We start from the raw sequence: 20381 nt of genomic DNA, 5'->3' as shown, positions 1-20381 counted from the left end.
TTCCCCCGCCGAAGCGACACCGGCCCCAACCTCGTCACCCTCGACCGACTGCGCGGCTTGCGCCGCCCCCGGTTGATGCAGCCCGAAGCACGCCGCCACCAGCTCCCGCAGGAGTGCCGCGCCTGCTAGTCCGCCACGGCGGGTGCGGGGCCGCTCACGACGGTCTCGTCGACGGCCGAGCTGCCGGACCCCAGGCGTGACTGCTCGTCCTTGACCCACATGCGGGTCAGACCGCCGAAGTGCCCCTCGAACTTGTCCCACTCGTGCTGGGGATAGGTCGTCTGGATGGTCTCGGTCAGCAGGCTCCGGAAGTCGGGTGAGTCGACCCACTCGAGCACCATGTCGTCGATGTTCGGGAGGGCGACCTCGCAGAACTCCCGGTAGCGCTCGGTGTCGAAGTGGTCGTCGGCCAACCCCTGGTATGCCGCGAGCTTGGCCCCGTAGTCGAGCGCGTCGTCGTCGGCGATCTCGAACCACGGCCCGGTGTCGACCTGGGTGCGCGCCTTGCGGCCGGTGGCGACGCAGAACACCGACCACTTCAGCAGCGCCTTCATGGCCCACGGGAAGTAGTAGTGCAGCGAGGTCACCGCCACGTCGGGACACGCGTTGGCGTAGTCGATCGGGTAGACGACGCCGTCCTTGACCAGCATCTCGCAGGAGTTGAACTCCCACCGGAAGAACGCGTTCACCGTCTGGGCGATGGTGACCGCCTCGGTGCCCACGCCCTCGCCCAGGAAGCCGTGCTGGACGGCATACCTGTTGTGCATCGGCTCGTCGGGCTGGAACTTCATCACCATCGTCTCGGGCCCGATGGTGAGCGCCCGGGCGAACACCTCGAAGTCCTTCACGGACGCCTGCAGGTGCATCAGCATCTCGCCGGAGTCGTCGTAGGCACTGTGCAGGTCCTCGACGTTCTTGACCTGGGACACGCCGCGCCAGCCACCGCCGTCGAACGGCTTCATGAACAGCGGGTAGCCGATCTCCTCTGCAATCGCGTCGAGGTCGAACTCCTTGTTGTACCGGGCCGCGGTGAAGGCCCATCGCGCGTTGTCGATCGGGTTCTTGTAGGGCACCAGCACGGTCTCGGGGACGTTCATCCCCAGGCGCAGCAACGCGCAGTAGGCCGAGTGCTTCTCCATGGACTGGAACGTGAACGGGCTGTTGAGCAGGTAGACGTCGTCCATCAGTGCGGCCTTCTTGAGCCACTCTCGCGGGTGGTAGTACCAGTAGGCCAGCCGGTCGATCACGAGGTCCTGCCGTGGTTTGTCACGCAGGTTGAACGGCTCGATCGTCATGCGTTCGGTGTTGACGTGGTGGCTCGTCCCGTCGGGCCCCTTCAGGACGCCCAGCCGACCCGCGAGGGTCTCGAACGCGCGCGGCCAGTCACCTTCCGCGCCCAGCAACAGTCCGATGAGGTGTTCCTGCGTCTTTGCCATGCACCCCATCCTGTCGGCTCAGCAGGCGCACCGAAAGTGGAGCCTCAGAACAAGGCGCTCATCAGGGACGTTCGTGCCTTGCGGACGCGCTCGTCGTGCGAGCCGACCACGGCGAAGAGCTGGAGGAGGTGGTTCTTCGCCTGCTCCCGCTCCTCACCGGCGGTTGCCCGCACGAGGTCGATGAGCCGCAGGAACGCGTCCTCCACGTGCCCACCGAGGACGTCGAGGTCTGCGACCAGGCCCTGCGCAGCGACATCCGTGGGGTGCTCGGCGGCCGCTGCGCGGGCGCCTTGCAGGTCCGCACCCTCGGTGCGCTGCAGGAGGCCGACCTGGGCGAGCCCCAGCTCAGCCTCGGCGTCGGCGGGGTTCTGCTTCAGCGCCTGCTGGTATGCCGCCGCGGCACCGTCGAGGTCGCCGCGCTCGATGGCGTCGTAGGCCTCCTGGTGCAGGGGCGGGAGCTGCTCCTCGACCTCGGCGCCTTCGGCAGGCTCGCCCGCGCCGGCGATGTCGACGCGACCCGCCACACCGTGCTGCACCGCCAGGCCGAGGAACTCGTCGAGCACCGGTCGAAGGGCCTGCTCCGGCTGGATCCCGGCGAACAACGGCACGGGCTGGCCCTGGATCAGCCCCATGGTGACCGGGACGCTCTGCACCTGGAAGGCCCGCAGCAGGGTGGGGTTCTGCTCGACGTTGACGCTGACGACCTGGAACCGGCCTTCGTAGCTGCCCGCGATCCTGACCACGGTGTCGAGGTAGTCGCGCGACTCGGGGATCTGGGCAGCCCAGAGGACCAGCAGCATCGGGACACCCACCGAGGCGTTGGCGACCTCCTGGAAGTTGGTGTCCGTGCCCTCGACGACGACGCCTGCCCGACCGGCGACCCCCGTGGGAGCCGGCGTGCCGGTGGCGTCGGACGCACCTGCGCCACCCGCCGCGGTCGCCCCAGGGGGCGCGGTCGAGGCGGCCGACGGGGTTTGACCCCGCAGTGCGGTGAGGTCGACGGCGCCCCGGAGGCCACCTGTGGTCAACGGCTGATCACTCATGGCGGTGATTGTCCCTCACGCGCCCTTGGCCGAGAACAGCACCTCGTCGACGGCGACGAGCTGCGCCTTCCCCTCGGCCGGCACGGTGAACACGACGGTCTCGTAGGACTTGAGTTCGGCGCTCTTGGTGAGGGTCTTCTTGCGCACGAGTCGTTGGAAGTCGGCGCTGGGCGTGAGCGACTTGCCGCCGGGGCGCAGCGTGATCGTGTCAGTGCGTTCCAGCAGGCCGAAGACGAGGGCTCCACCACCGCGCAACGCGATGGCGACCGTGCTGTCCGGCTCGACGGTGTGCGTCTGCTTGAGGGTGGCCAGCTTCCCGAAGGTCTTGGCCTGTTCGGCCGCGTGGGCGCGGATCGCCGTGGAGAACGGCTCCGCCGCGTCGACGTGGGGGTCGGCGACCGGCTTGGGGAAGGCGAGACTCGCGGCATACCCCTTGAGCAGGTCGGCGGGCTGCACCGCGAGCCTGGTGGCCGGGGTGACCATCGGCGAACCCGTGGTCAGCGAGTCGAGAGCCGCCACCGTGGCGCCGGGCTGCATGGGCGCGGCGGCGCTGAGCCGGAACGGCGTCCTGGCGTCCGGCGAGACCAGGAGGTTCAGCACCGCGCCGTTCTCCGCCGTGGTCGTCTGGGCGAGGATCAGGCGGGGCCAGCCCGTGCCCCGCGAGACCCCGAGGACCTTGGGCGGCTCGGTGCGCCTCATCGGTGCGGCGGTGGGGGTGGCACCCGTCTGGAGTCGGCTGGCGGCGTTGGCGACCGCGAGGGCGCTGCCCGTGAGCGCCTCCGCGCGGAGCGTCGCGGCATCGGCCGGCTTCGCTGCGCCCGCGTCGGCGGCCTTGGTGAGGACCCGGCTGGCGATGGCTTCGGCACTCTGCGCCGAGATCGGCGCCGTGGCGGCGGCCTGCTTGGGCGCGTCGTGCACCCCCACCAGGCTGGAACCGGCACCACAGCCCGCCAGCACCAGGCTCAGGGTCACGCCCAGGGCGCCCACGAGCGCAGCGCGAGGGGTCGAGCCGCTCATGCGCGCACCTCCTCGGTGGGCGCGTCGGTCCCGTTGCCTTCGGTCGGGGCTGGGGTCGAGTTCTCGGTCGGCCCCTCGGTGGGGCCCTCGGTCGGCCCCTCGGTCGGGCTCTCGGTGGGGCCCTCGGTCGGGCTCTGGGTGCGACGCGGCCGGTTCTGCCACAGTCCAGCTCCACCAGCCGCGGCGGCCAGGAGGCCGACGAGCGTGACGAGCAGCGCCTGGAAGAACCAGGTCCGGCGCTCGACGGTGACCGTCAGCGAGCTGAGGTCGACCGGCTTGCCATCAGGTGCGGCGATGACGACCGACTCGGGGGCTCCGGCCTGGTCGACCGTGAGTCGCACCCTGCCCTCGCCGGTGGCGGTCTGGCGCCAGATGTCGGCCGTGTCGAGCTGGGGCGCAGCGCCGGCGCCGGACCGCGACTGCACCAGGCTCCAGTCCCTCACGTGGGCCCCGCTGACCGAGGTGTGGTCGGCGGCACCGACGATCGCCTTGGCGTCCGTGGGGCTCGTCCGGCCCATCCAGATCTGCGTCCCCGAGGGGCCAACGGCCGTGATGCTCACCGGGCGGTCGACGCGGTTGAGCACCGACGGTTCGATGACGACGACAGCGCCCTTGGGGGGAACGGACCGGAGCACGGCGCTCCCGGAGGACCCGAGGTGGACGGTGAACCAGGCTCCGACGACCAGGAGCACGAGTCCGATCACGGTCACCGCGGCGAAGAGCGCGCGTTTGGCCACAACCGACACAGTAGAAATCCTTACGTGAGTGGGCCGACACGCGGGAGCTCCCCGCAGTCGGCAATCACACCACCATGACCCAGGTTGGTCCATGACGACAAATCCCCAACGCCTGAAATCACGTCGTCGGTGGCATGATCGCCCGTGATGACCTCACGTTCACGGCACGACCGAAGTCGCCGCCCCGGGCGCCCCCGTGAGGAGGCGACCGAGCAGGCGATCACCGCGGCGGCGCGACAGGTGCTCGCCGACAAGGGCGTGGCCCGGATGTCGATGGAGCACGTTGCCGCCAAGGCGGGTGTGGCCAAGAGCACGCTCTACCGGCGCTGGCCCTCGAAGGTCGAGCTCGCCGTGCACGCCGTGGCCGCGACCTTTGACGAGATCGAGATCGAGGACAACGGCTCGCTGGCGGCCGACATGCGCGCCGGCATCGGCGAGGCAGCGCGGCTGCTGCGCGACCCCTCCACCGGTGGTGCGTATGCCGCGTTGCTGGCCGAGTCGGCCCGTGACCCCGAGGGGGTCGGCCAGAAGGTGCGGGAGTCCCTGTCGACGCGCTTGCACGCCCTGGTGGCGACGTCCGTCGAGCGCGCGATCGGCCGCGGCGAGATCCGACAGGACATGATCGACGTCGACTTGCTCGCCGACGTGGTCGTCGGCTCGGTCATGCACCGCGCCCTGGCGACGGGTGAGCCCGACGAGGCCTTCATCGACGGCCTCATCGCCCTGCTGGCCGACGTGGCCTACGCGCGGCTGCGGCGCGAGCAACGCGAGCCCGCCGGGGAGCCCTGACCCGACGCTCCCGATCCGGCGCGCGGCACAAGGCCGCCACGCGGCATACCCCGGTCGGTCAGAAGCGGGCGGGCTCGCGGTAGACGCCCCACTCGTCGCGCAGCGCGTCGCAGATCTCGCCCAGCGTCGCCTCGGCGCGCGCCGCGTCGAGCATGGCGGGCACCATGTTTCCGCTGGTGCGGGCCACCTCGACCATGTGCTGCACGGCAGCGCGCACGGCGTCCTCGTCGCGGTCCGTCTTGCGCGTCTTGAGAGTGGCGACCTGCTCGCGCTCGACCTCGTGGCTGACGCGCAGGATCTCGAGCTCGTGGGTGACCGAGGCGGTGTGGCAGTTGACGCCGACGACCTTCTTGTCTCCCTTCTCCAACGACACCTGGTACTGGAAGGCGGCCTCGGCGATCTCGGACATGAACCAGCCGTCCTCGATGCCGCGCAGGATGCCGGAGGTCATCGGGCCGACCGCGTGGTCGACGCCACCCTCGGCGTTGCGGGGCTTGCCGAGCTCACCCATCGCCCTGATCTTGTCGAAGATGGCTTCGGCTTCGGCCTCGATCTTGTCGGTGAGGGCCTCGACGTACCAGCTGCCCCCGAGCGGGTCGGCGACGTTGACGACGCCGGTCTCCTCCATGATCACCTGCTGGGTGCGCAGGGCGATCTCGGCAGCCTGCTCGCTGGGCAGCGCCAAGGTCTCGTCGAGCGCGTTGGTGTGGAGGCTGTTGGTGCCACCCAGGACAGCCGCGAGCGCCTCGACAGCGGTCCGGACCACGTTGTTGTAGGGCTGCTGCGCCGTGAGCGACACCCCGGCGGTCTGGGTGTGGAACCGCAGCCACTGGGCCTTGTCGGTCTTCGCGCCGTAGGTGTCGCGCAACCAGCGAGCCCAGATCCGGCGGGCGGCACGGAACTTCGCGATCTCCTCGAAGAAGTCCAGGTGGCTGTCGAAGAAGAAGGACAGCCCGGGGGCGAAGGTGTCGATGTCGAGGCCGCGGGAGAGCCCTAGCTCGACGTAGCCGAACCCGTCGGCGAGGGTGAACGCGAGCTCCTGCGCAGCCGTGGAACCGGCCTCGCGGATGTGGTAGCCCGAGACCGACAGCGGCTTGTAGTCGGGGATGTTCTCGGCGCAGTACTCCATCAGGTCGCCGATCAGGCGCAGGTGCGGCTCGGGGGCGAACAGCCACTCCTTCTGGGCGATGTACTCCTTGAAGATGTCGGTCTGCAGCGTTCCGTTGAGGACGCCCAGGTCGACACCCTGGCGCTCGGCGGCGACGAGGTACATGCAGAACACGGGGACGGCCGGACCGCTGATCGTCATCGACGTGGTGATGTCCTCGAGCGGCAGCTCGTTGAACAGCACCTCCATGTCCTTGGCGGAGTCGATCGCGACGCCGCAGTGGCCGACCTCGCCGAGGCTCATCGGGTCGTCGGAGTCGCGCCCCATCAGGGTGGGCATGTCGAAGGCCACCGAGAGGCCACCGCCCCCGCGCTCCAGGATCATCTTGTAGCGCTCATTGGTCTGCACCGCGTTGCCGAAGCCGGCGAACTGCCGGATCGTCCAGGTGCGGCCGCGGTAGCCCGTCGGGTAGAGACCTCGCGTGAAGGGGTACTCCCCCGGCCAGCCGATCCGCTCGGGCACCTCGGAGCCGTCGGTCGGCCCGTAGACGGGCTCCACGGGCATCTGCGAGAGCGTGGTGAAGTCTGCGTCGCGCACCTGCCCCTTGGCCTGGGCTGCGTCGTAGCGGGCCTGCCAGCGGGCAGCGCCGTCGCTCGTCGCGGGGGTGGTGGGTGCGGGGTTCTCGGGCATGGCGCCAATTTACTAGGACGTCCTAGTAAATGTCACGCCAGAGCTCCCCCACCCACCCCCGCCCCACCCTTTATCGGGTCTAGGGACAAACGTCGGCTTCACCCCAGAACCGTTTCGGGGTGAAGTCGACCCAAGTCCCTAGACCCGATAAAGGTGGGGGGTGGGTGGCTCGGGGTATGCCGGGGGGCTGGGTCAGGCGTCGAAGTCGGCGGCGCCGACGCGCACCTTGCGGAGCAGGTCGAACAGCTGTTCGTGCTCGGCGGCGGTCAGCATGCCGAGACCGAACTTCTCCTTGACCAGGTCAGCGGTCGCGGCCTCCATGGCCTCGCGTCCTGCCGGCGTGATCACGGCGAGGGTGCCTCGACCGTCATCGGGGTTGGGCAGGCGTTCGACGAAACCCTGGGCGTCGAGGCGCTGGATGATGTTGGTGGCGCTGGTCGGGTGGACCATCAGGCGCTGGCCGATCTTGCTCATGCCCAACCGGCCGTCGCGGCTGAACGCGAGCAGCACCAGCGCCTCGTAGCGGGCGAACGTCAGGCCGTGCCTGCCGACCAGGGCGTCGTAGTCCGTGATCAGCAGCTGCTGGACGCGCATGATCGACGTCGCGCTCGCCATCGCCAACGGCTGGGAGGTGCGCCCCCAGCGTCTGGTCCACAGCTGGGCCGCGCGCGTGATCGGGTCGAACGGCAGGCGAATGGGCTTCGGCACGCGCAGCAGGCTAGCCCGCAGGGAGTCGGACGGTCTCGAGCTGTCCATCATCGAGGCGGATCTCACCGTCCGCCTCCTCGGCGGCCTCGGGGTCGTGCGTGGCCATGATGACGATCGCGCCCCGCCGAGCCTCGGCCCGCAACAGCGCCAGGACGCGTTCACGGTTGTCGTGGTCGAGCTCGGAGGTGGGCTCGTCGGCGAGGAGCACCGTGCCGCGCAGGGCAAGGCCACGAGCGACGGCCACCCGCTGCTGCTGGCCACCGCTGAGCTCCTCGGCCAGGTGGCTGCCGGACTCGTGCAGGCCGACCGACTCCAGTGCCTCCTGAGCCCGACGCCCGGCCTGGTCGGAGCGCACCCCCCGCGCCAGCAGCGGCAGTGCGACGTTCTCCTGGGCCGAGAGGAGCACAGCGAGGGCGCTTCCCTGCGGGATGACCTCGATGCCGAGTCGCGCGGCCTGGGCCCGGTCCCGGACGACGTCGTCGCCGAGGCGCACCGTGCCCTCGCTGGCCACAGCGCCACCGATGGCCCACAGCAGCGAGGACTTCCCGGCACCACTGTGACCGGTGACCGCGATGAACTCCCCGGCATAAGCCTCCAGGTCCGCGCCCGCGACGGCGACCGTGGACCCGTAGCGCACGGTGACGCCCTCGACCCTCAGGGGCGGCGACTCGACGCGCCCGAGGGCTCGGTCATCCCCCAGCCGGCCGTCGTCGATCGCCCCGCTGTCCGTGGACCACTCGCGCCGGTCACCCACCCGCCTCACCCCTGCCTTCCGGAATCAGCGTCCAGACACCGTCGACCTCGTGCACGCGCACCAGGGCGCCCGGGGGGAACGCCCCCACGGCTGCGGGCGGCAGGGGCAGCGAGCCGTCCGCGGACACCACGGCATACTCCTCGCCGGAACGGCCCTCGCCCCCGACGCGGCCGTCGCGGATGGTGACCGTCCTGGGCAGCCGCGCCGCCACCTCGGGGTCGTGGGTCACGACCACCACGGTGGTCCCCCACTCCTGGTTGACCCGGTGCACCGTGTCGAGCACGAGGTCGCGGGACGAGTGGTGCAGCTGGGAGGTGGGCTCGTCGCCCAGCAGCAGGCCCGGCCTGCTTGCGAGTGCCACGGCCAGGGCGGCGAGCTGCAGCTGACCGGGCGGCAGGGAGTCCAGCGGTGCGGTCGCGGCGTGGCCCAGACCCACGAGCTCCAGCACCTCTCCGGGAGGCGGCACGTCGCGGCCGGCCCTGCGCGCGGAGGTCTGGGCGAACTCGACGTTCTGGCGGGCACTGAGATAGGGCAGGAGGTTGCGGGCAGCGCCCTGCAGGACCAGCCCCACCTCCGCGGCCCGGAACCGGTCGAGGTCGGCTTCGGTCATCGTCGACAGCTCGTGATCGCCGACCAGCACGCGCCCTGCGCTGGGCCGCATGAGCCCGCCGAACAACGTCAGGAGGGTCGACTTACCGGCGCCGGACGGCCCCAGCAGCCCCACCACCTCTCCGGGGTGGACCGTGAGGTCGACGCCGGACAGGGCGGCCACGTCATGGCCCTCGGCGCGGTAGATGTGGACGAGGCCGCGCGTGGTCACCCGCAGCCCCCGAGTGGCCACCCCGGTCCTGTCGCTCGTGGCGGTCACAGGGACTCCGTTCGTGGCGGTCACAGGGACTCCCGGATCCGGTTCAGGGTGATCCTGCGACCCGCTCCCACTGCGGCCAGCCAGCCGACGGCGACGAGCACCGCTGCGGCCACGACGGCGGCACCGACGATCGCCACCGTGGCCGGCTCCAGCTCCAGGGCCGGCACGGGGTCGGCTGAGCTGTCGAACAGTGGGACCAGTGGCATGGCGACGAACGAGCTCACCGTGCCGCAGACGACCCCCACCACGGTGCCGACCAGGACGAGCACCACTTGCTCGCGCACCAGGGATCTCCGCAGGGCCTTGAGCGGGACGCCGGACATGTGGAGGGCAGCCAGGTCACGGGCGACCACGCGCCAGCCCGTGACCGTCATCACGAGGACCACCAGGGCCGCGAGGAGCACCCCCATCGCACCGGTGAAGGCAGCCAGTCGCAGGCCCTGGGCGGAGGCGGACTCGTCGAGACGGTCCTTGGCCGCGGTCACACTGTGCCTTGCGAGGATGCCCACCCCTTGCGCGCGGAGGCCTTGGGCCACGGCGTCGGCCCTTGCGGGGTCGGCGACCCAGACGGACAGGGTTCCGCTGTCGGGAAGGCGGCCGCCCAGCCGGGCCAGCGTCTCGTAGTCCACCAGGACTCCCTGCTTGCCCAGGACCGGCAGGGTGGAGACCGTCTGCTGGGCGGCGGCCGTGAGCGGTGCACCGTTGATGCCGATGGCATCGAAGCCCTCCGCGGTCCCGCCAGGCGGCACGGGGCCGGCCAGCAGCCCCGGCAGGACCGCTGGGACGTCGGCGTGGGAGAGCTCGAGCGCAAAGCCGGTGCTGACGAGCTCCAGGGCGAGCGTGTCGCCGGCGGCCGGCACCTGCTTCAGGACGTCGCGGCTGCTCGTGGCCGGCGCGACGAACGGGTTCCACTGGGTGGGGGCCGCGACGTCGAGCGACTTCCCGTCAAGGCCGAGCCCCGTGATGCTCAGCGTGCCGCTGACCTCGCTGACCTGCTGGTCGGTCTTGCGGAACTCCAGCCCGTCGAGCCGGCACCCGTCCGGGCAGAGCAGCAGGGCGTTGAGCGCTCGGGAGCCCTTGCCCTGCAACGGGATCTGCCCGATGACCCGGGTGAGCCGCTGACCCTGCGGTGTCGTCACGGAGATGCGCAGCTCCGAGGGCTCCTCGGACCCCGGGCCCACGCCGGGTGGCAGCGGGCTGCCGGACTGGCCGCTGGGCCGCTGGCTCGTCTCACCCTCGGGCGTGGTGAGGTCCCAGGCGACGCGTCCAGTGACCCGGGTGCCGACGAGGTGCACGGGCGCAACGTCGGGAGGTGCCAGCTCGCCGAGTCGGTAGGACTCGCCCGGCGGGGCGAACGACGTCTCCTCGAAGTCCTTGGTGACCACCGCCATCGTCGCGGTGGCGCCCCGGTCGGTCCACCGGACGATGGCCACCGGACTCGCCTCGGCGCCGGTCGGGTCGATCGCCCGCACGGTGGCCAAGAGGCTGGCGGGGTTGCGGCTGTCGGTGTCGATGACGGCCGGTGCGCCGGTCTGCACCTGGGCACGAGCTGTCCAGTTGCGATCGCCCACGACGAGCGCATTGGCGGCGAACACGGTCAGCGCAACCGCGACGCTGACCACGGTGACCACCTTGCGCAGCGTGGGTCGACGTTCGAGACCGAAAGCGGTGAGGGCGGGACCGATCCGCCCCCGCCGCAGGTTGGCACGACCGCTGGCGGCCGCGACCGGGACCGCCAGCCGTGAGGCGACCAGCCCGGCGGCCAGGGCGATCAGCGTCGGCGTCACGAGAGCCAGCGGACCCTCGAGCGAGCCGGTGGCCAGACCGATGAGCCCGAAGGCGGCGAGCGCGACGGCGAGGACGTCCACGATGCCGAACGCGCGGACGCGTTCGCGCGACACCCGCCGGAGCAGGGCCGACACGGTCTGCTGCTGGACCGGCCTGGCCGCCAGCCAGATCGCCACGGCGCAGACGACCGCCGACGCAGCCAGGGCTGCAACCGAGGACCACGGCACCTCGAACGGGACCCCGTCGGGCAGGAGGAACCACCGGACGAGGGTCGTCAGGAAGAGCGCCAGGAGGAATCCGACGGGCAGCCCGAGGGCGACTGTCACGGCGAGCTCCCCCATGACGATCCGGCCGGCGCCCTCCCTGCTGCGGCCACGCAGTCGTGCCAGGGCCACCTCGGGGCGTCGCTGCTCCACCGCTGCCTGGGCGACCAGAAGCAGGATGGCGGCCGCCAGCAGCCCGAGCTGTGCCATGAGGAGCGGAACGATGACCTGCAGCTGGTGCTGGCCCACCCGGATCCCGTCGATGATCGAGGGCAGCTGGGTCTCGACGAGCGCGCCGTCGATCCCCTGCCCCGCGACGCGGTTGCCGCCCCTGGCTGCCAGGACGTGGGAGATCTGCTGCAGGTTGCCCAACGTGAACAGGTCCCGGCGCAGCGGGAGGGTCAGCGAAGCCTGCGCCACGCTCCAGTCCTTGGTGAACGTCGCCTCGGGTGTCACGAAGTCGTCGATGGCCGGCACCTGCTCGGTCCCCACGTCGACCAGCGACCCGGACTTGCCGTCGAGCTGGGTCCGGAGCCAGTAGGCCTCGTCGGGGACCACCTCGTAGGCCCCGACCACGGTGAGGATGGTGGTGGGTTTGACGCCCTGGCCGAGGCCTGGAACCGAGGTCTGGAAGGTCTTGCCCAGAGGCCACTTCCAGGCGGCCAGGTCCTTGGCGGACACGAGGACCTCACCGACCGCCTTGGGGCAGGCACCCGTCGTGATGGTGAGGTGCTCACACACGCGGTCTCGCGCGACGAGGTCGCCCGGCGACGGCTTCAGCCCGGCTCGCGGCACGATGTCGATGGCATCCGACAGCTGGCCGATGGGCTCGCCGTAGAGCACCCGCACCGACACGGGGACGTTGCCTGCGAGGTCGGCACTCCCGAAGTCGGGGTTCGCCGTTCCTCGGCCGCTCCGGACCACGAGGGCCGTGTCGGCGACGCTCGCCGCGTTGATGCTCGTCCGCAGCAGCGACTGCTCGAGCGCCCGCTGGTACAACGGCGCGAAGACTGCACACGTGGCGATCAGGGCCGACAGCAGGACGAGGACGACCGCCTGGGCCCGGCGATATCTGATCGCAGCCCACATGCCGTCAGTGCCTCCATGCTCCCGCGCGTCCCGGTGAGTTCCCTTGGGCACCGGCAGGTCTCGCCCGCGTCCCGTTCGACCCTAAAGGGGATTCATCCGACAGGGGAGCACATTCCGGCAACGATCGACGCGCAAGCGGGCCGACTGCCGCAGGGTTTTGCGGAGGGAGCGCCCCGGCTACTTCTGGGCGTCGATGGCTGCCTCGAGGCGGTCGAGCTTGGCGGTGAGCTCACCGGCATACCCGTCCCGGATGTCGGCCTTGAGCACGAGGCTCACCCGCGGCCCGAACGCGGCCACGGCGTCGACCGCACCCTTGACCACGGCCATCACCTCGTCCCACTCCCCCTCCACCTCGGTGAACATCGAGGAGGTGCGGTGCGGCAGGCCCGACTCCCGCACGACGGTGACGGCGGCGGCGACCGCCTCACTCACCGAACCGGCGGAGTCGGCGGGCACGGACGGGGCGACGGAGAAGGCAACCAGCATGACCCCACCGTATGCCGCGTGGCCGGCACCGCGGCATGCGCCCCGTCCGGGTGCCGCACGCCGCTCAGGCCTCGCGGAGCAGGAAGGCCGGGGCCACCTCGACGGCACGGAAGCCGAGGCTCTCGTTGATCGACACCATGTAGCCGTTCTGCTCGGCGTTGCACGTCACGATGCGCGTGCGTTCCGGGCCGATCCGGGTCTGCAGCTCCTTGAGGCCGCGCGCCTTCATCGCCATGCCCAGGTGGTGCCCCCGGTGCTCGGCCGTGACGAGCGTGCCCCACTGCCAGACGTTGGGCAGGTCCTCGGGCGGGATGACCAGGTCGCTGAACCCGACCACCTCGCCGGCATCCGTGACGGCGAGGGTCGAGATCTTGCGACGACCCATGCGCCGGCGCTGGTCCTCGTGGATGCGGACCAGCTCGGGCGTGAGCGACTCGGGCTCGAACTCGAGCTCACCACCGGGCGCCTCGACGGCGAGCTGGTTGTGGGCCGCGCACATCGACGGCAGCAGCTCATCGGGGACCGGGTCGTCGAACGTCACGATGCGGTAGCCCTCGTGGTGCTGAGCGGCCTCGTTCATCACGGCGTCGAGGTCGATGTCCTCGACCGGCAACGTCCGCACCCGGCGGATCTCGGTGTTGGCGAGGGCGAAGCCGTTCTTCTCGGCGAACCGGCGGTAGGGGTGGTCCTCGCGACGGTCGAACGGGTAGGAGGTCTCCATCACCAGGTCGGTGCGGTGGTCCGCACGGCAGATCGCGACGAGCTCGGCGAGGACCGCTGAGCCGATGCCCCGGCCACGTCGCTGCGGCTCGACCCACGGCATCAGCCAGGACAGGTGGGTGTTGTCGTTGGTCGCGGAGAACGCGATGCCGGCGCCGACGATCTCCTCGCCATCGACGGCGACCACGCAGTCCTTGCGTTCGGAGGGGTCCTCTTCGGTGAGGTCGATGCGCATCTCGTCCAGCCCCCACGTCGTGGCGTAGGGACGCTCGAAGCGCTCGGCAGCCTCGCCGATCTCGTGGAAACGGACAAGCTCCGTCTCGTCGAGAGGGTTGAGTCTGCGGATCTCCATCCCTCGACGGTAGGCCCGCGGACTCGTGGCCCGCCAATGGTTTTCGGCGTGGCGCTCAGGGCGCAGGGGTCACTGCAGGGTGTCGCTGTCGATCAGCCAGGAGTCGCCGTCCCTCACGACGGTCAGCTTGTGGGTCTCGTCGCTCTTGCTGTCGTCCTGCCTGGTGAAGGTCAGCGATGCCGTCACCACGCCGGTGTCGGCGTTGGACTGCACGTCACCGACGTCGACCGACTTGATGCCGCTCCAGAACGCCTCGTAGCCCGCCCGACCCTTGGAGTCCTGCTGCATCTTCGGGGTCAGCTGGGCGAACGTGTCGTCCCGCTTGCCCTGCTTCGTGACGTCCCGGTAGTAGGACTCGATGAAGCGGGTCAGCTGCGCGTCGGACTTCGGTGGAGCGGTCGTGGTCGTCGACGTCTTGCTGGTCGTGGAGCTGGACGAGCTCGACGAGGAGCTCGACGGCGTCTCGGTCTGGGTCTGGGTCGACGTGACGGTGGTCGTCCTGCCCGTGTTGGGGGTCTGGCTGCCGAAACCGTCGGTGAGCGCGTAGGCGATGCCGAGCCCGATCAGGGCGAGGACCAGCAGGGCAACCACCCAGCCCAGTGCGCGGGGACGCTCGTCCCCGCGCGGCTCGGCCTCCCGGGGCGGGTATGCCGTGGGCGGCGGCAGGGGCGGCGTCTCCAGTCGCTGGGTGGTCTCGAGGGGTGCGGCCAGCACCTCCGTGGCCCCGGCGGCGGCAGCCCCCGCTCCGGGGAGGACGGCTCCCGCGGGCAGGGCCATGGTGGTGTCGCCGGCCGCGATCCGGCCCAGCCGTTCGGAGGCGGTGGCCATGTCCCAGCGTTGTGAGGTGTCGTGGTCCATCATGGCCGCGATGGCGCCACCCAGCGGGCCGGCCTGCTCCATCGGGCGGGCCTCACCGCGCGCGATGGCCTGCAGGGTGGCGAGCGGGTTGGCCTGCGACTCGTAGGGCGGCTGGCCCTCCACCGCGTAGTACAACGTCGCCCCGAGGGCCCAGACGTCCGTGGCGGGAGTCGGGTCGCCCCCTCGCGCCAGCTCGGGCGAGAGGTAGCCGGGTGTGCCGGTCATGAACCCCGTCTGGGTGAGCTGGTCGTCCGTGTGTGCGCGAGCGATCCCGAAGTCGCTGATCTTGGGAGTGCCCACGTTGTCGATGAGGATGTTGCCCGGCTTGATGTCCCGGTGCACGATCCCCCGCTCGTGCGCACGAGCGAGGGCACTCGCCACGGCGGACCCGATCGCCGCGACCCGCGTGGGCGGCAGCGCGCCGACCTCGTGGATTTTCTCGGCCAGGCTCTGCCCCTCGACGTACTCCATGACCAGCCAGTGCGAGTCGTTCTCGTCCACGACGTCGAACACCCCGACGGCGTGGGCGTCGTTGAGGGAGGCCGCGATCCGGGCCTCGCGCATGGCCCGTGCCGCCGCCGCGGGCTCGCCCGGGAGCGCACCGATCTGCTTGATGGCCACCTCGCGGCCCAGCACGGTGTCGCGTGCCAGCCAGACCGTGCCCATGCCACCTCTGCCGATGGAACGGAGCACCTCGTAGCGTCCGGCAATCACCTGGGGCTGCACTCTGGTCCTTTCGGGTCGGGTCCGGGCTTCACCCTATTCGCCACGGGTGCACCTTGACACTCCACGTGACCCTCGTGCGAGGCTGCCGGGATGCGGCCGAGCCTGTACGAGTTCGCCGGGGGCGACGAGGCCTTCCTCGCCCTGGCCCGCGCGCACCACGAGCGCTGCGTCGCCGATCCGCTGCTCAACCACCCGTTCAGCAAGGAAGACCTCAACCCCCAGCACGTCGAGCGGCTCGCCGCCTACTGGGCCGAGGTACTCGGGGGCCCACCACGGTTCTCGGAGCAGCTGAGCGACCAGTCGTCGATGCTGCGGATGCATGCCGGCAACGGCCCGGGGATGCTCGAGCTCGGGCCGCTGTTCGTGGAGTGCTTCGTCGCGGCCGCCGACGACGTGGGACTCCCCGGTGACCCCGAGTTCCGGTCGGCCCTGCGGGCCTACATGGAGTGGGCCGTCGCCGACGTCAACGAGTTCCACGACGAGGACGCGACCGTGCCCGACGGCCTGGGTATGCCGCGCTGGGACTGGGACGGCCTGGTCACCTCCGGCCGCGACTGACCCCGGGCCCGTTGTCCGGACGATCCGCCGTCACAGGACCCGGCGGTCCCCGAACGGCGGGAGGCGACTCAGGCGAGGGCGTCGACGATCTGGTCGGCCGCGGCATACGGGTCGGTCGTGCCGTCCACGACGGCGGCGGCGAGCTCGTCGACGCCGTTGCCGTGCCGCAGGTCGCCCATCTTGGCGCGCAGGGCCTGGAGCGCGATCGACTCGATCTCGTCGCCGGCGCGACGGATGCGGCGCTCGCGCAGCGCGCCGGACCCCTCCATCCAGGCCGTGTGCTTCTCGATCGCCTCGATGACCTCGTCGACGCCCTGACCTTGCTGCGCAACGGTCTTCAGCACGGGCGGGCGCCAGAGGTTCGGTTCGGTGCGGTCGCCCAGGGAGATCATGTGGCGGATGTCGCGGACCGTGGCGTCGGCCCCGTCGCGGTCGGCCTTGTTGACGACGAAGATGTCGCCGATCTCGAGGATGCCCGCCTTGGCCGCCTGGATGCCGTCACCCATGCCGGGCGCGAGCAGCACGATGGTCGTGTCCGCGAGTCCCGCGACCTCCACCTCGGACTGACCCACCCCGACGGTCTCGACCAGGATCACGTCACACCCGGCGGCGTCGAGCACCCGCAGCGCCTGCGGCGTCGTCCACGAGAGCCCACCCAGGTGGCCTCGACTGGCCATCGAGCGGATGTAGACGTCGGGGTCGAGAGCGTGGTCCTGCATGCGCACCCGGTCGCCGAGGAGCGCGCCGCCGGAGAACGGCGACGAGGGGTCGACGGCGAGGATGCCGATTCGCTTGCCCTGTGTGCGAAGGGCGCCGACGAGCGCATTGGTGGACGTGGACTTGCCCACGCCAGGACTGCCGGTGATGCCGATGATGTGGGCCTTGCCGGTGTGTGGCGCGAGTGCTGCCATCACCTCACGCAGGGCCGGGTGACCGTCCTCGACGAGGGAGATCAGCCGCGCGACGGCACGAGGCGACCCTGCCCTGGCCGATTCGACCAGGGCAGGGACGTCGACGGTGCGGGGGGCCACTCAGGCCTTGGCGTCGGTGGTGGCGTCGCTCTTGGGCACGCGCACGATGAGGGCGTCACCCTGGCCACCGCCGCCACACAAGGCGGCCGCGCCGACGCCGCCGCCGCGGCGGCCCAGCTCCAGCGCGAGGTGCAGGGCGATCCGGGCGCCGGACATGCCGATCGGGTGTCCGAGGGCGATCGCGCCACCGTTGACGTTGACCTTGTCCACGTCGATGCCGAGCTCCTTGGCCGAGGCCAGCCCGACCGCGGCGAACGCCTCGTTGATCTCGACGAGGTCGAGGTCGGCGGGCGTGATGCCCTCGCGCTCGCACGCCTTGGCGATGGCGCGCGCGGGCTGCTGCTGGAGGGTGGAGTCAGGGCCCGCAACGACCCCGTGGGCGCCGATCTCGGCGATCCAGGACAGGCCGAGCTCCTGGGCCTTGGTCTTGCTCATGACAACGACGGCGGCGGCGCCGTCGCTGATCTGGCTGGCCGTGCCTGCCGTGATGGTGCCGTCCTTGGAGAACGCCGGGCGGAGCTTGCCGAGGGTCTCGGTCGTCGTGTCGGCGCGGATGCCCTCGTCGGTCTTGAACTCCAGCGGGTCGCCCTTGCGCTGCGGGATGGAGACAGTGACGACCTCGTCGTCGAACAGCCCGTCCTTCCAGGCGCGCGCCGCGAGCTGGTGGCTGCGGGCCGCGAACTCGTCCTGCTGCTCGCGGGTGAACTCCTGGTCGCCGGTGTTGGCCTGCTCGGTGAGCAGCCCCATGGCCTGGTCGGTGAAGGCGTCCCACAGGCCGTCGAAGGCCATGTGGTCGCGCATCTGCACGTCGCCGTACTTGAAGCCCTCGCGGGACTTCTCCAGCAGGTGCGGGGCGTTGGTCATCGACTCCTGGCCGCCCGCGACGACCACGTCGAACTCACCGGCGCGGATCAGCTGGTCGGCCATCGCGATGGCGTTGATGCCGGAGAGGCAGACCTTGTTGATGGTCAGCGCCGGGACGGACATGGGGATGCCGGCCTTGGCGGCGGCCTGCCGGGCGGGGATCTGGCCGGCGCCGGCCTGCAGGACCTGGCCCATGATCACGTAGTCGACCTGGTCGGGGCTCACGCCTGCCTTCTCCAGGGCGCCCTTGATGGCGAAGCCACCGAGGTCGGCGCCTGAGAAGTCCTTGAGCGAGCCGAGCAGGCGGCCCATGGGCGTGCGGGCACCCGCGACGATGACGGAAACGGGACGATCAGACATGGTGACAAGGCCTCCAGCGCCATTGGGGACTACCTGCGTTCACTCTAATGCGGCGCCCGGCGCCAGGACCCGCCAGGGCAGGTGGTCCTGACCACACTCCGGTATGCCGCGAGGTGGCCTCCCAGCGGGTCCCGGGTCCCCGGCGCCGGACCGGATGAGCCCCGTCGAAACCTTGTCGCGGCCGCGGCCGAGGTCCATCCTTGGATGGGGGCCGTGCCCCCACCGGGAGCGGCGGCTGACTCAGCCGGCCGGCCGATCGTGAGGAGCGGGCAATGGGCGGACGTGTGGTGCGCAGACGGTTCTGGGCCGAGGTCGTCCTCGCGGGGATCGGCACCGTGCTGGCCGTCGTGACAGCCCTGGTGCCCGACTGGATCGAGCGGCTCGGCGGTGAGGGCGGAGACGCGGGCAGCGGCGGGACCGAGCGTGCGCTGGCCCTCGTCTTCCTCGCGGCAGCCGCCGTGCTGGCCGTCCTGGCCCGGGTGGAGTGGCGCCGCCCGATGGCTCCGGCGCTGGCCCGCAACGGCTCAGGGGGCGATCCGGACTGATGGCCACCAAGCGGCGAGCCGGCTCCACGGAGGCCACCCACGAGGGTGCCGACGCCCTCTCGGGCACGCATGTCCGTCCGCGCAGGAAGCGGGACAAGGCCCGCGAGGACGCCCTGGCCGGAGCCGAGGCGGCCGAGGGCCTGCCCGCCGGAGCCGAGCCCGACCTCGGCACACCGATGAGCGACAGGGACCTGGACCAGCGCGACCGGCAGCAGTCGGCCAAGCGCAAGAAGCCAGGGCCCAAGCCCCCCGAGACACCCCCGGCCACACCCGTCGCTCCGGCGGCATCCGCTCCCCCGCCGAGCGACCCGGAGTGAGCGCCGACCCGTGGTGACGATCACCTCGAACCTCGCCCTCGACGACGCGGCCACCGGCACGCAGACCGGGACCGTCGGCGAGCCCACGCTCGGAGTGTCCTCCTCGACCCTCTTCGTGACGGGCAACTGGTTCGCCACGCGCTCGTCGGACCGCGGCGCGACCTGGTCGCTGCTCGACCCCTTCACCGAGTTCCCGGCCGACCGCGGCATGTTCTGCTGCGACCAGATCGTCACCTACCTGCCGGCCCAACGCCTGTGGGTGTGGCTGCTGCAGTACTCGAAATCGGGGCGCAGCAACATCTTTCGTCTCGCCGTCAGCCGGACCGCCGTCTCGGGGACGTGGCGCTGGTGGGACGTCGCGCCGGCTGATCTCGACCCGGCCTGGACCGACGTCTGGTTCGACTTCCCCGACCTGGCGGTCAGCACCAAGAACCTGTGGCTGACCTTCAACCACTACGACGGCTCCGACCGGTGGGTGCGGGCGGGGATCATCAGGTATGCCCGTGCCGACCTGACCCGGACCGGGCCCCTCACGAGGCGGCACTGGTCGACCACCGGGGTCGGCTCGTTGCGCCTGGTCTCGGGAGCCGGTTCGTCGATGTGGTTCGCCGGGAACGACCAGGCGCGCCGGTCCCTGCGGCTCTTCCAGTGGCTGGACGACGCGGCCGATGTCACCACCTGGACGATCCCGGTCACGGCGTGGAACGACAGCGACTACCGCTCGCTCGGGCCGGACGGCCAGCCCTGGCTCAGCCGTTGCGATGACCGGATCACCGGCGCCTGGCGGGCTGGCGGCCGGCTCGGCTTCCTGTGGAGCGCCGGCCGGGGCCCGGGTCGGCCTCAGCCCTACATCCGTGGGGTGACGCTCGACGAGCAGTCGCTGGCCGTGGTGGCCGAGCCGGACCTCTGGAGCCAGAGCGGCGCCTGGGCCTATCCGGCGGCGGCCCCCAACAAGCGGGGCGGCATCGGTCTCACCGCCTTCTTCGGCGGCCCGACCCAGCCGGCGCACGCGGTCGGCGTCCTCGACCAGCAGGCCAACACGTGGGCCACGAAGACGACGGCGACCTCGACCCACTCCCCGCAGGCGGGCAAGTGGGGCGACTACGTCGTCTGTCGCCCCCATCCCACGCGGACCACCTCGTGGGTCGCCAGCGGTTACACGTTGCAGGGTGGTCAGGACCGCCGCAACATCGAGCCCCGCGTCGTCGTCTTCCGCTCCTGAACCCGCGCCGTACGCCGACGACGCGCCGACGACGCGCAGGCGTCGGCAGGCG

Annotated in this window: 19 protein-coding genes; 5 read left to right on the top strand and 14 right to left on the bottom strand. The window is 71.1% G+C overall.

The window, feature by feature from the left end; all coding sequences use genetic code 11:
* Positions 1–125: 125 nt before the first annotated feature.
* Genes AC1DWR_RS10205 through AC1DWR_RS10190 form a run of 4 tightly spaced genes read right to left on the bottom strand, consistent with a single transcriptional unit; the run spans position 126 to position 4233 of the window.
* Positions 126–1436: an ATP-grasp domain-containing protein gene (locus AC1DWR_RS10205; RefSeq protein ID WP_477615101.1), complete on the bottom strand. Its 1311-nt coding sequence runs from the start codon at positions 1434–1436 to the stop codon at positions 126–128.
* Between the two features lie 44 nt (positions 1437–1480).
* Complete coding sequence (locus tag AC1DWR_RS10200) at positions 1481–2479, bottom strand: co-chaperone YbbN (RefSeq protein WP_477615100.1); 999 nt, start codon at positions 2477–2479, stop codon at positions 1481–1483.
* 15 nt (positions 2480–2494) lie between these two features.
* Entirely contained in the window at positions 2495–3496 is a 1002-nt protein-coding gene (locus AC1DWR_RS10195) for a DUF8094 domain-containing protein (protein ID WP_477615099.1), read from the bottom strand.
* On the bottom strand, positions 3493–4233 hold the full coding sequence (locus AC1DWR_RS10190; RefSeq protein ID WP_477615098.1) for a hypothetical protein: 741 nt from the start codon (positions 4231–4233) through the stop codon (positions 3493–3495). The genes AC1DWR_RS10195 and AC1DWR_RS10190 overlap by 4 nt, the downstream gene beginning before the upstream one ends.
* 147 nt (positions 4234–4380) lie before the next feature.
* Here AC1DWR_RS10190 and AC1DWR_RS10185 point away from each other — a divergent pair, with 147 nt between their 5' ends.
* Positions 4381–5022 (top strand): TetR/AcrR family transcriptional regulator, encoded by a 642-nt coding sequence (locus tag AC1DWR_RS10185; protein WP_477615097.1) that lies wholly within the window; start codon positions 4381–4383, stop codon positions 5020–5022.
* A gap of 58 nt (positions 5023–5080) precedes the next feature.
* Here AC1DWR_RS10185 and AC1DWR_RS10180 read toward each other — a convergent pair whose 3' ends face one another.
* From AC1DWR_RS10180 to AC1DWR_RS10145, 8 genes are all read right to left on the bottom strand, one after another.
* Positions 5081–6820 (bottom strand): acyl-CoA mutase large subunit family protein, encoded by a 1740-nt coding sequence (locus tag AC1DWR_RS10180; RefSeq protein ID WP_477615096.1) that lies wholly within the window; start codon positions 6818–6820, stop codon positions 5081–5083.
* A 192-nt stretch (positions 6821–7012) separates the two neighbouring features.
* Positions 7013–7528 carry a MarR family winged helix-turn-helix transcriptional regulator gene (locus AC1DWR_RS10175; RefSeq protein ID WP_477615095.1) on the bottom strand — a complete coding sequence of 172 codons (516 nt, stop codon included), beginning with the start codon at positions 7526–7528 and terminating at the stop codon, positions 7013–7015.
* Between the two features lie 10 nt (positions 7529–7538).
* Positions 7539–8282, bottom strand: a complete 744-nt coding sequence (locus AC1DWR_RS10170; protein ID WP_477615094.1) for an ABC transporter ATP-binding protein — start codon at positions 8280–8282, stop codon at positions 7539–7541.
* The gene (locus AC1DWR_RS10165; protein ID WP_477615093.1) at positions 8275–9150 is read right to left on the bottom strand and encodes an ABC transporter ATP-binding protein; all 876 of its coding nucleotides are present in this window, start codon (positions 9148–9150) and stop codon (positions 8275–8277) included. Before AC1DWR_RS10165 ends, AC1DWR_RS10170 begins: the two co-directional genes overlap by 8 nt.
* Positions 9151–9170: 20 nt before the next feature.
* Positions 9171–12290 carry an FtsX-like permease family protein gene (locus AC1DWR_RS10160; RefSeq protein ID WP_477615092.1) on the bottom strand — a complete coding sequence of 1040 codons (3120 nt, stop codon included), beginning with the start codon at positions 12288–12290 and terminating at the stop codon, positions 9171–9173.
* Positions 12291–12467: 177 nt separating this feature from the next.
* Complete coding sequence (locus AC1DWR_RS10155) at positions 12468–12776, bottom strand: thiamine-binding protein (protein WP_477615091.1); 309 nt, start codon at positions 12774–12776, stop codon at positions 12468–12470.
* Between the two features lie 64 nt (positions 12777–12840).
* Positions 12841–13848 (bottom strand): GNAT family N-acetyltransferase, encoded by a 1008-nt coding sequence (locus AC1DWR_RS10150; RefSeq protein WP_477615090.1) that lies wholly within the window; start codon positions 13846–13848, stop codon positions 12841–12843.
* A gap of 69 nt (positions 13849–13917) precedes the next feature.
* A complete protein-coding gene (locus AC1DWR_RS10145; protein WP_477624363.1) occupies positions 13918–15432 on the bottom strand; it encodes a serine/threonine-protein kinase in 1515 nt (504 codons plus the stop codon).
* A gap of 90 nt (positions 15433–15522) precedes the next feature.
* Here AC1DWR_RS10145 and AC1DWR_RS10140 point away from each other — a divergent pair, with 90 nt between their 5' ends.
* Complete coding sequence (locus AC1DWR_RS10140; protein ID WP_477615088.1) at positions 15523–15990, top strand: group II truncated hemoglobin; 468 nt, start codon at positions 15523–15525, stop codon at positions 15988–15990.
* A gap of 68 nt (positions 15991–16058) precedes the next feature.
* Here the strand turns inward: AC1DWR_RS10140 and meaB are convergent, their stop codons facing one another.
* Together meaB and AC1DWR_RS10130 are read right to left on the bottom strand one after the other, a co-directional pair.
* Positions 16059–17021, bottom strand: a complete 963-nt coding sequence (gene meaB / locus AC1DWR_RS10135; RefSeq protein WP_477615087.1) for a methylmalonyl Co-A mutase-associated GTPase MeaB — start codon at positions 17019–17021, stop codon at positions 16059–16061.
* Complete coding sequence (locus AC1DWR_RS10130; RefSeq protein WP_477615086.1) at positions 17022–18245, bottom strand: acetyl-CoA C-acetyltransferase; 1224 nt, start codon at positions 18243–18245, stop codon at positions 17022–17024. It lies immediately after the preceding gene.
* Between the two features lie 272 nt (positions 18246–18517).
* Between AC1DWR_RS10130 and AC1DWR_RS10125 the strand changes: the two genes are divergently transcribed.
* The 3 genes from AC1DWR_RS10125 to AC1DWR_RS10115 are packed head-to-tail and all read left to right on the top strand — an operon-like array spanning position 18518 to position 20329.
* Entirely contained in the window at positions 18518–18790 is a 273-nt protein-coding gene (locus tag AC1DWR_RS10125) for a hypothetical protein (RefSeq protein WP_477615085.1), read from the top strand.
* Positions 18790–19107: a hypothetical protein gene (locus tag AC1DWR_RS10120; RefSeq protein WP_477615084.1), complete on the top strand. Its 318-nt coding sequence runs from the start codon at positions 18790–18792 to the stop codon at positions 19105–19107. Before AC1DWR_RS10125 ends, AC1DWR_RS10120 begins: the two co-directional genes overlap by 1 nt.
* Positions 19108–19117: 10 nt before the next feature.
* Positions 19118–20329, top strand: a complete 1212-nt coding sequence (locus AC1DWR_RS10115; protein WP_477624362.1) for a hypothetical protein — start codon at positions 19118–19120, stop codon at positions 20327–20329.
* The last annotated feature ends 52 nt before the right edge of the window (positions 20330–20381 follow it).

The organism is Pedococcus sp. P2_E2, assembly GCF_056403955.1.
Note: the sequence above shows the minus strand (reverse complement) of the source record. Positions and strands in the feature narration are given on the sequence as shown.

Coding starts and splice junctions, on each gene's coding strand:
- AC1DWR_RS10205 (WP_477615101.1), bottom strand. CDS start 1,436: ATGGCAAAGACGCAGGAACACCTCATCGGACTGTTGCTGGGCGCGGAA.
- AC1DWR_RS10200 (WP_477615100.1), bottom strand. CDS start 2,479: ATGAGTGATCAGCCGTTGACCACAGGTGGCCTCCGGGGCGCCGTCGAC.
- AC1DWR_RS10195 (WP_477615099.1), bottom strand. CDS start 3,496: ATGAGCGGCTCGACCCCTCGCGCTGCGCTCGTGGGCGCCCTGGGCGTG.
- AC1DWR_RS10185 (WP_477615097.1), top strand. CDS start 4,381: ATGACCTCACGTTCACGGCACGACCGAAGTCGCCGCCCCGGGCGCCCC.
- AC1DWR_RS10180 (WP_477615096.1), bottom strand. CDS start 6,820: ATGCCCGAGAACCCCGCACCCACCACCCCCGCGACGAGCGACGGCGCT.
- AC1DWR_RS10160 (WP_477615092.1), bottom strand. CDS start 12,290: ATGTGGGCTGCGATCAGATATCGCCGGGCCCAGGCGGTCGTCCTCGTC.
- AC1DWR_RS10155 (WP_477615091.1), bottom strand. CDS start 12,776: ATGCTGGTTGCCTTCTCCGTCGCCCCGTCCGTGCCCGCCGACTCCGCC.
- AC1DWR_RS10150 (WP_477615090.1), bottom strand. CDS start 13,848: ATGGAGATCCGCAGACTCAACCCTCTCGACGAGACGGAGCTTGTCCGT.
- AC1DWR_RS10140 (WP_477615088.1), top strand. CDS start 15,523: ATGCGGCCGAGCCTGTACGAGTTCGCCGGGGGCGACGAGGCCTTCCTC.
- AC1DWR_RS10130 (WP_477615086.1), bottom strand. CDS start 18,245: ATGTCTGATCGTCCCGTTTCCGTCATCGTCGCGGGTGCCCGCACGCCC.
- AC1DWR_RS10125 (WP_477615085.1), top strand. CDS start 18,518: ATGGGCGGACGTGTGGTGCGCAGACGGTTCTGGGCCGAGGTCGTCCTC.
- AC1DWR_RS10120 (WP_477615084.1), top strand. CDS start 18,790: ATGGCCACCAAGCGGCGAGCCGGCTCCACGGAGGCCACCCACGAGGGT.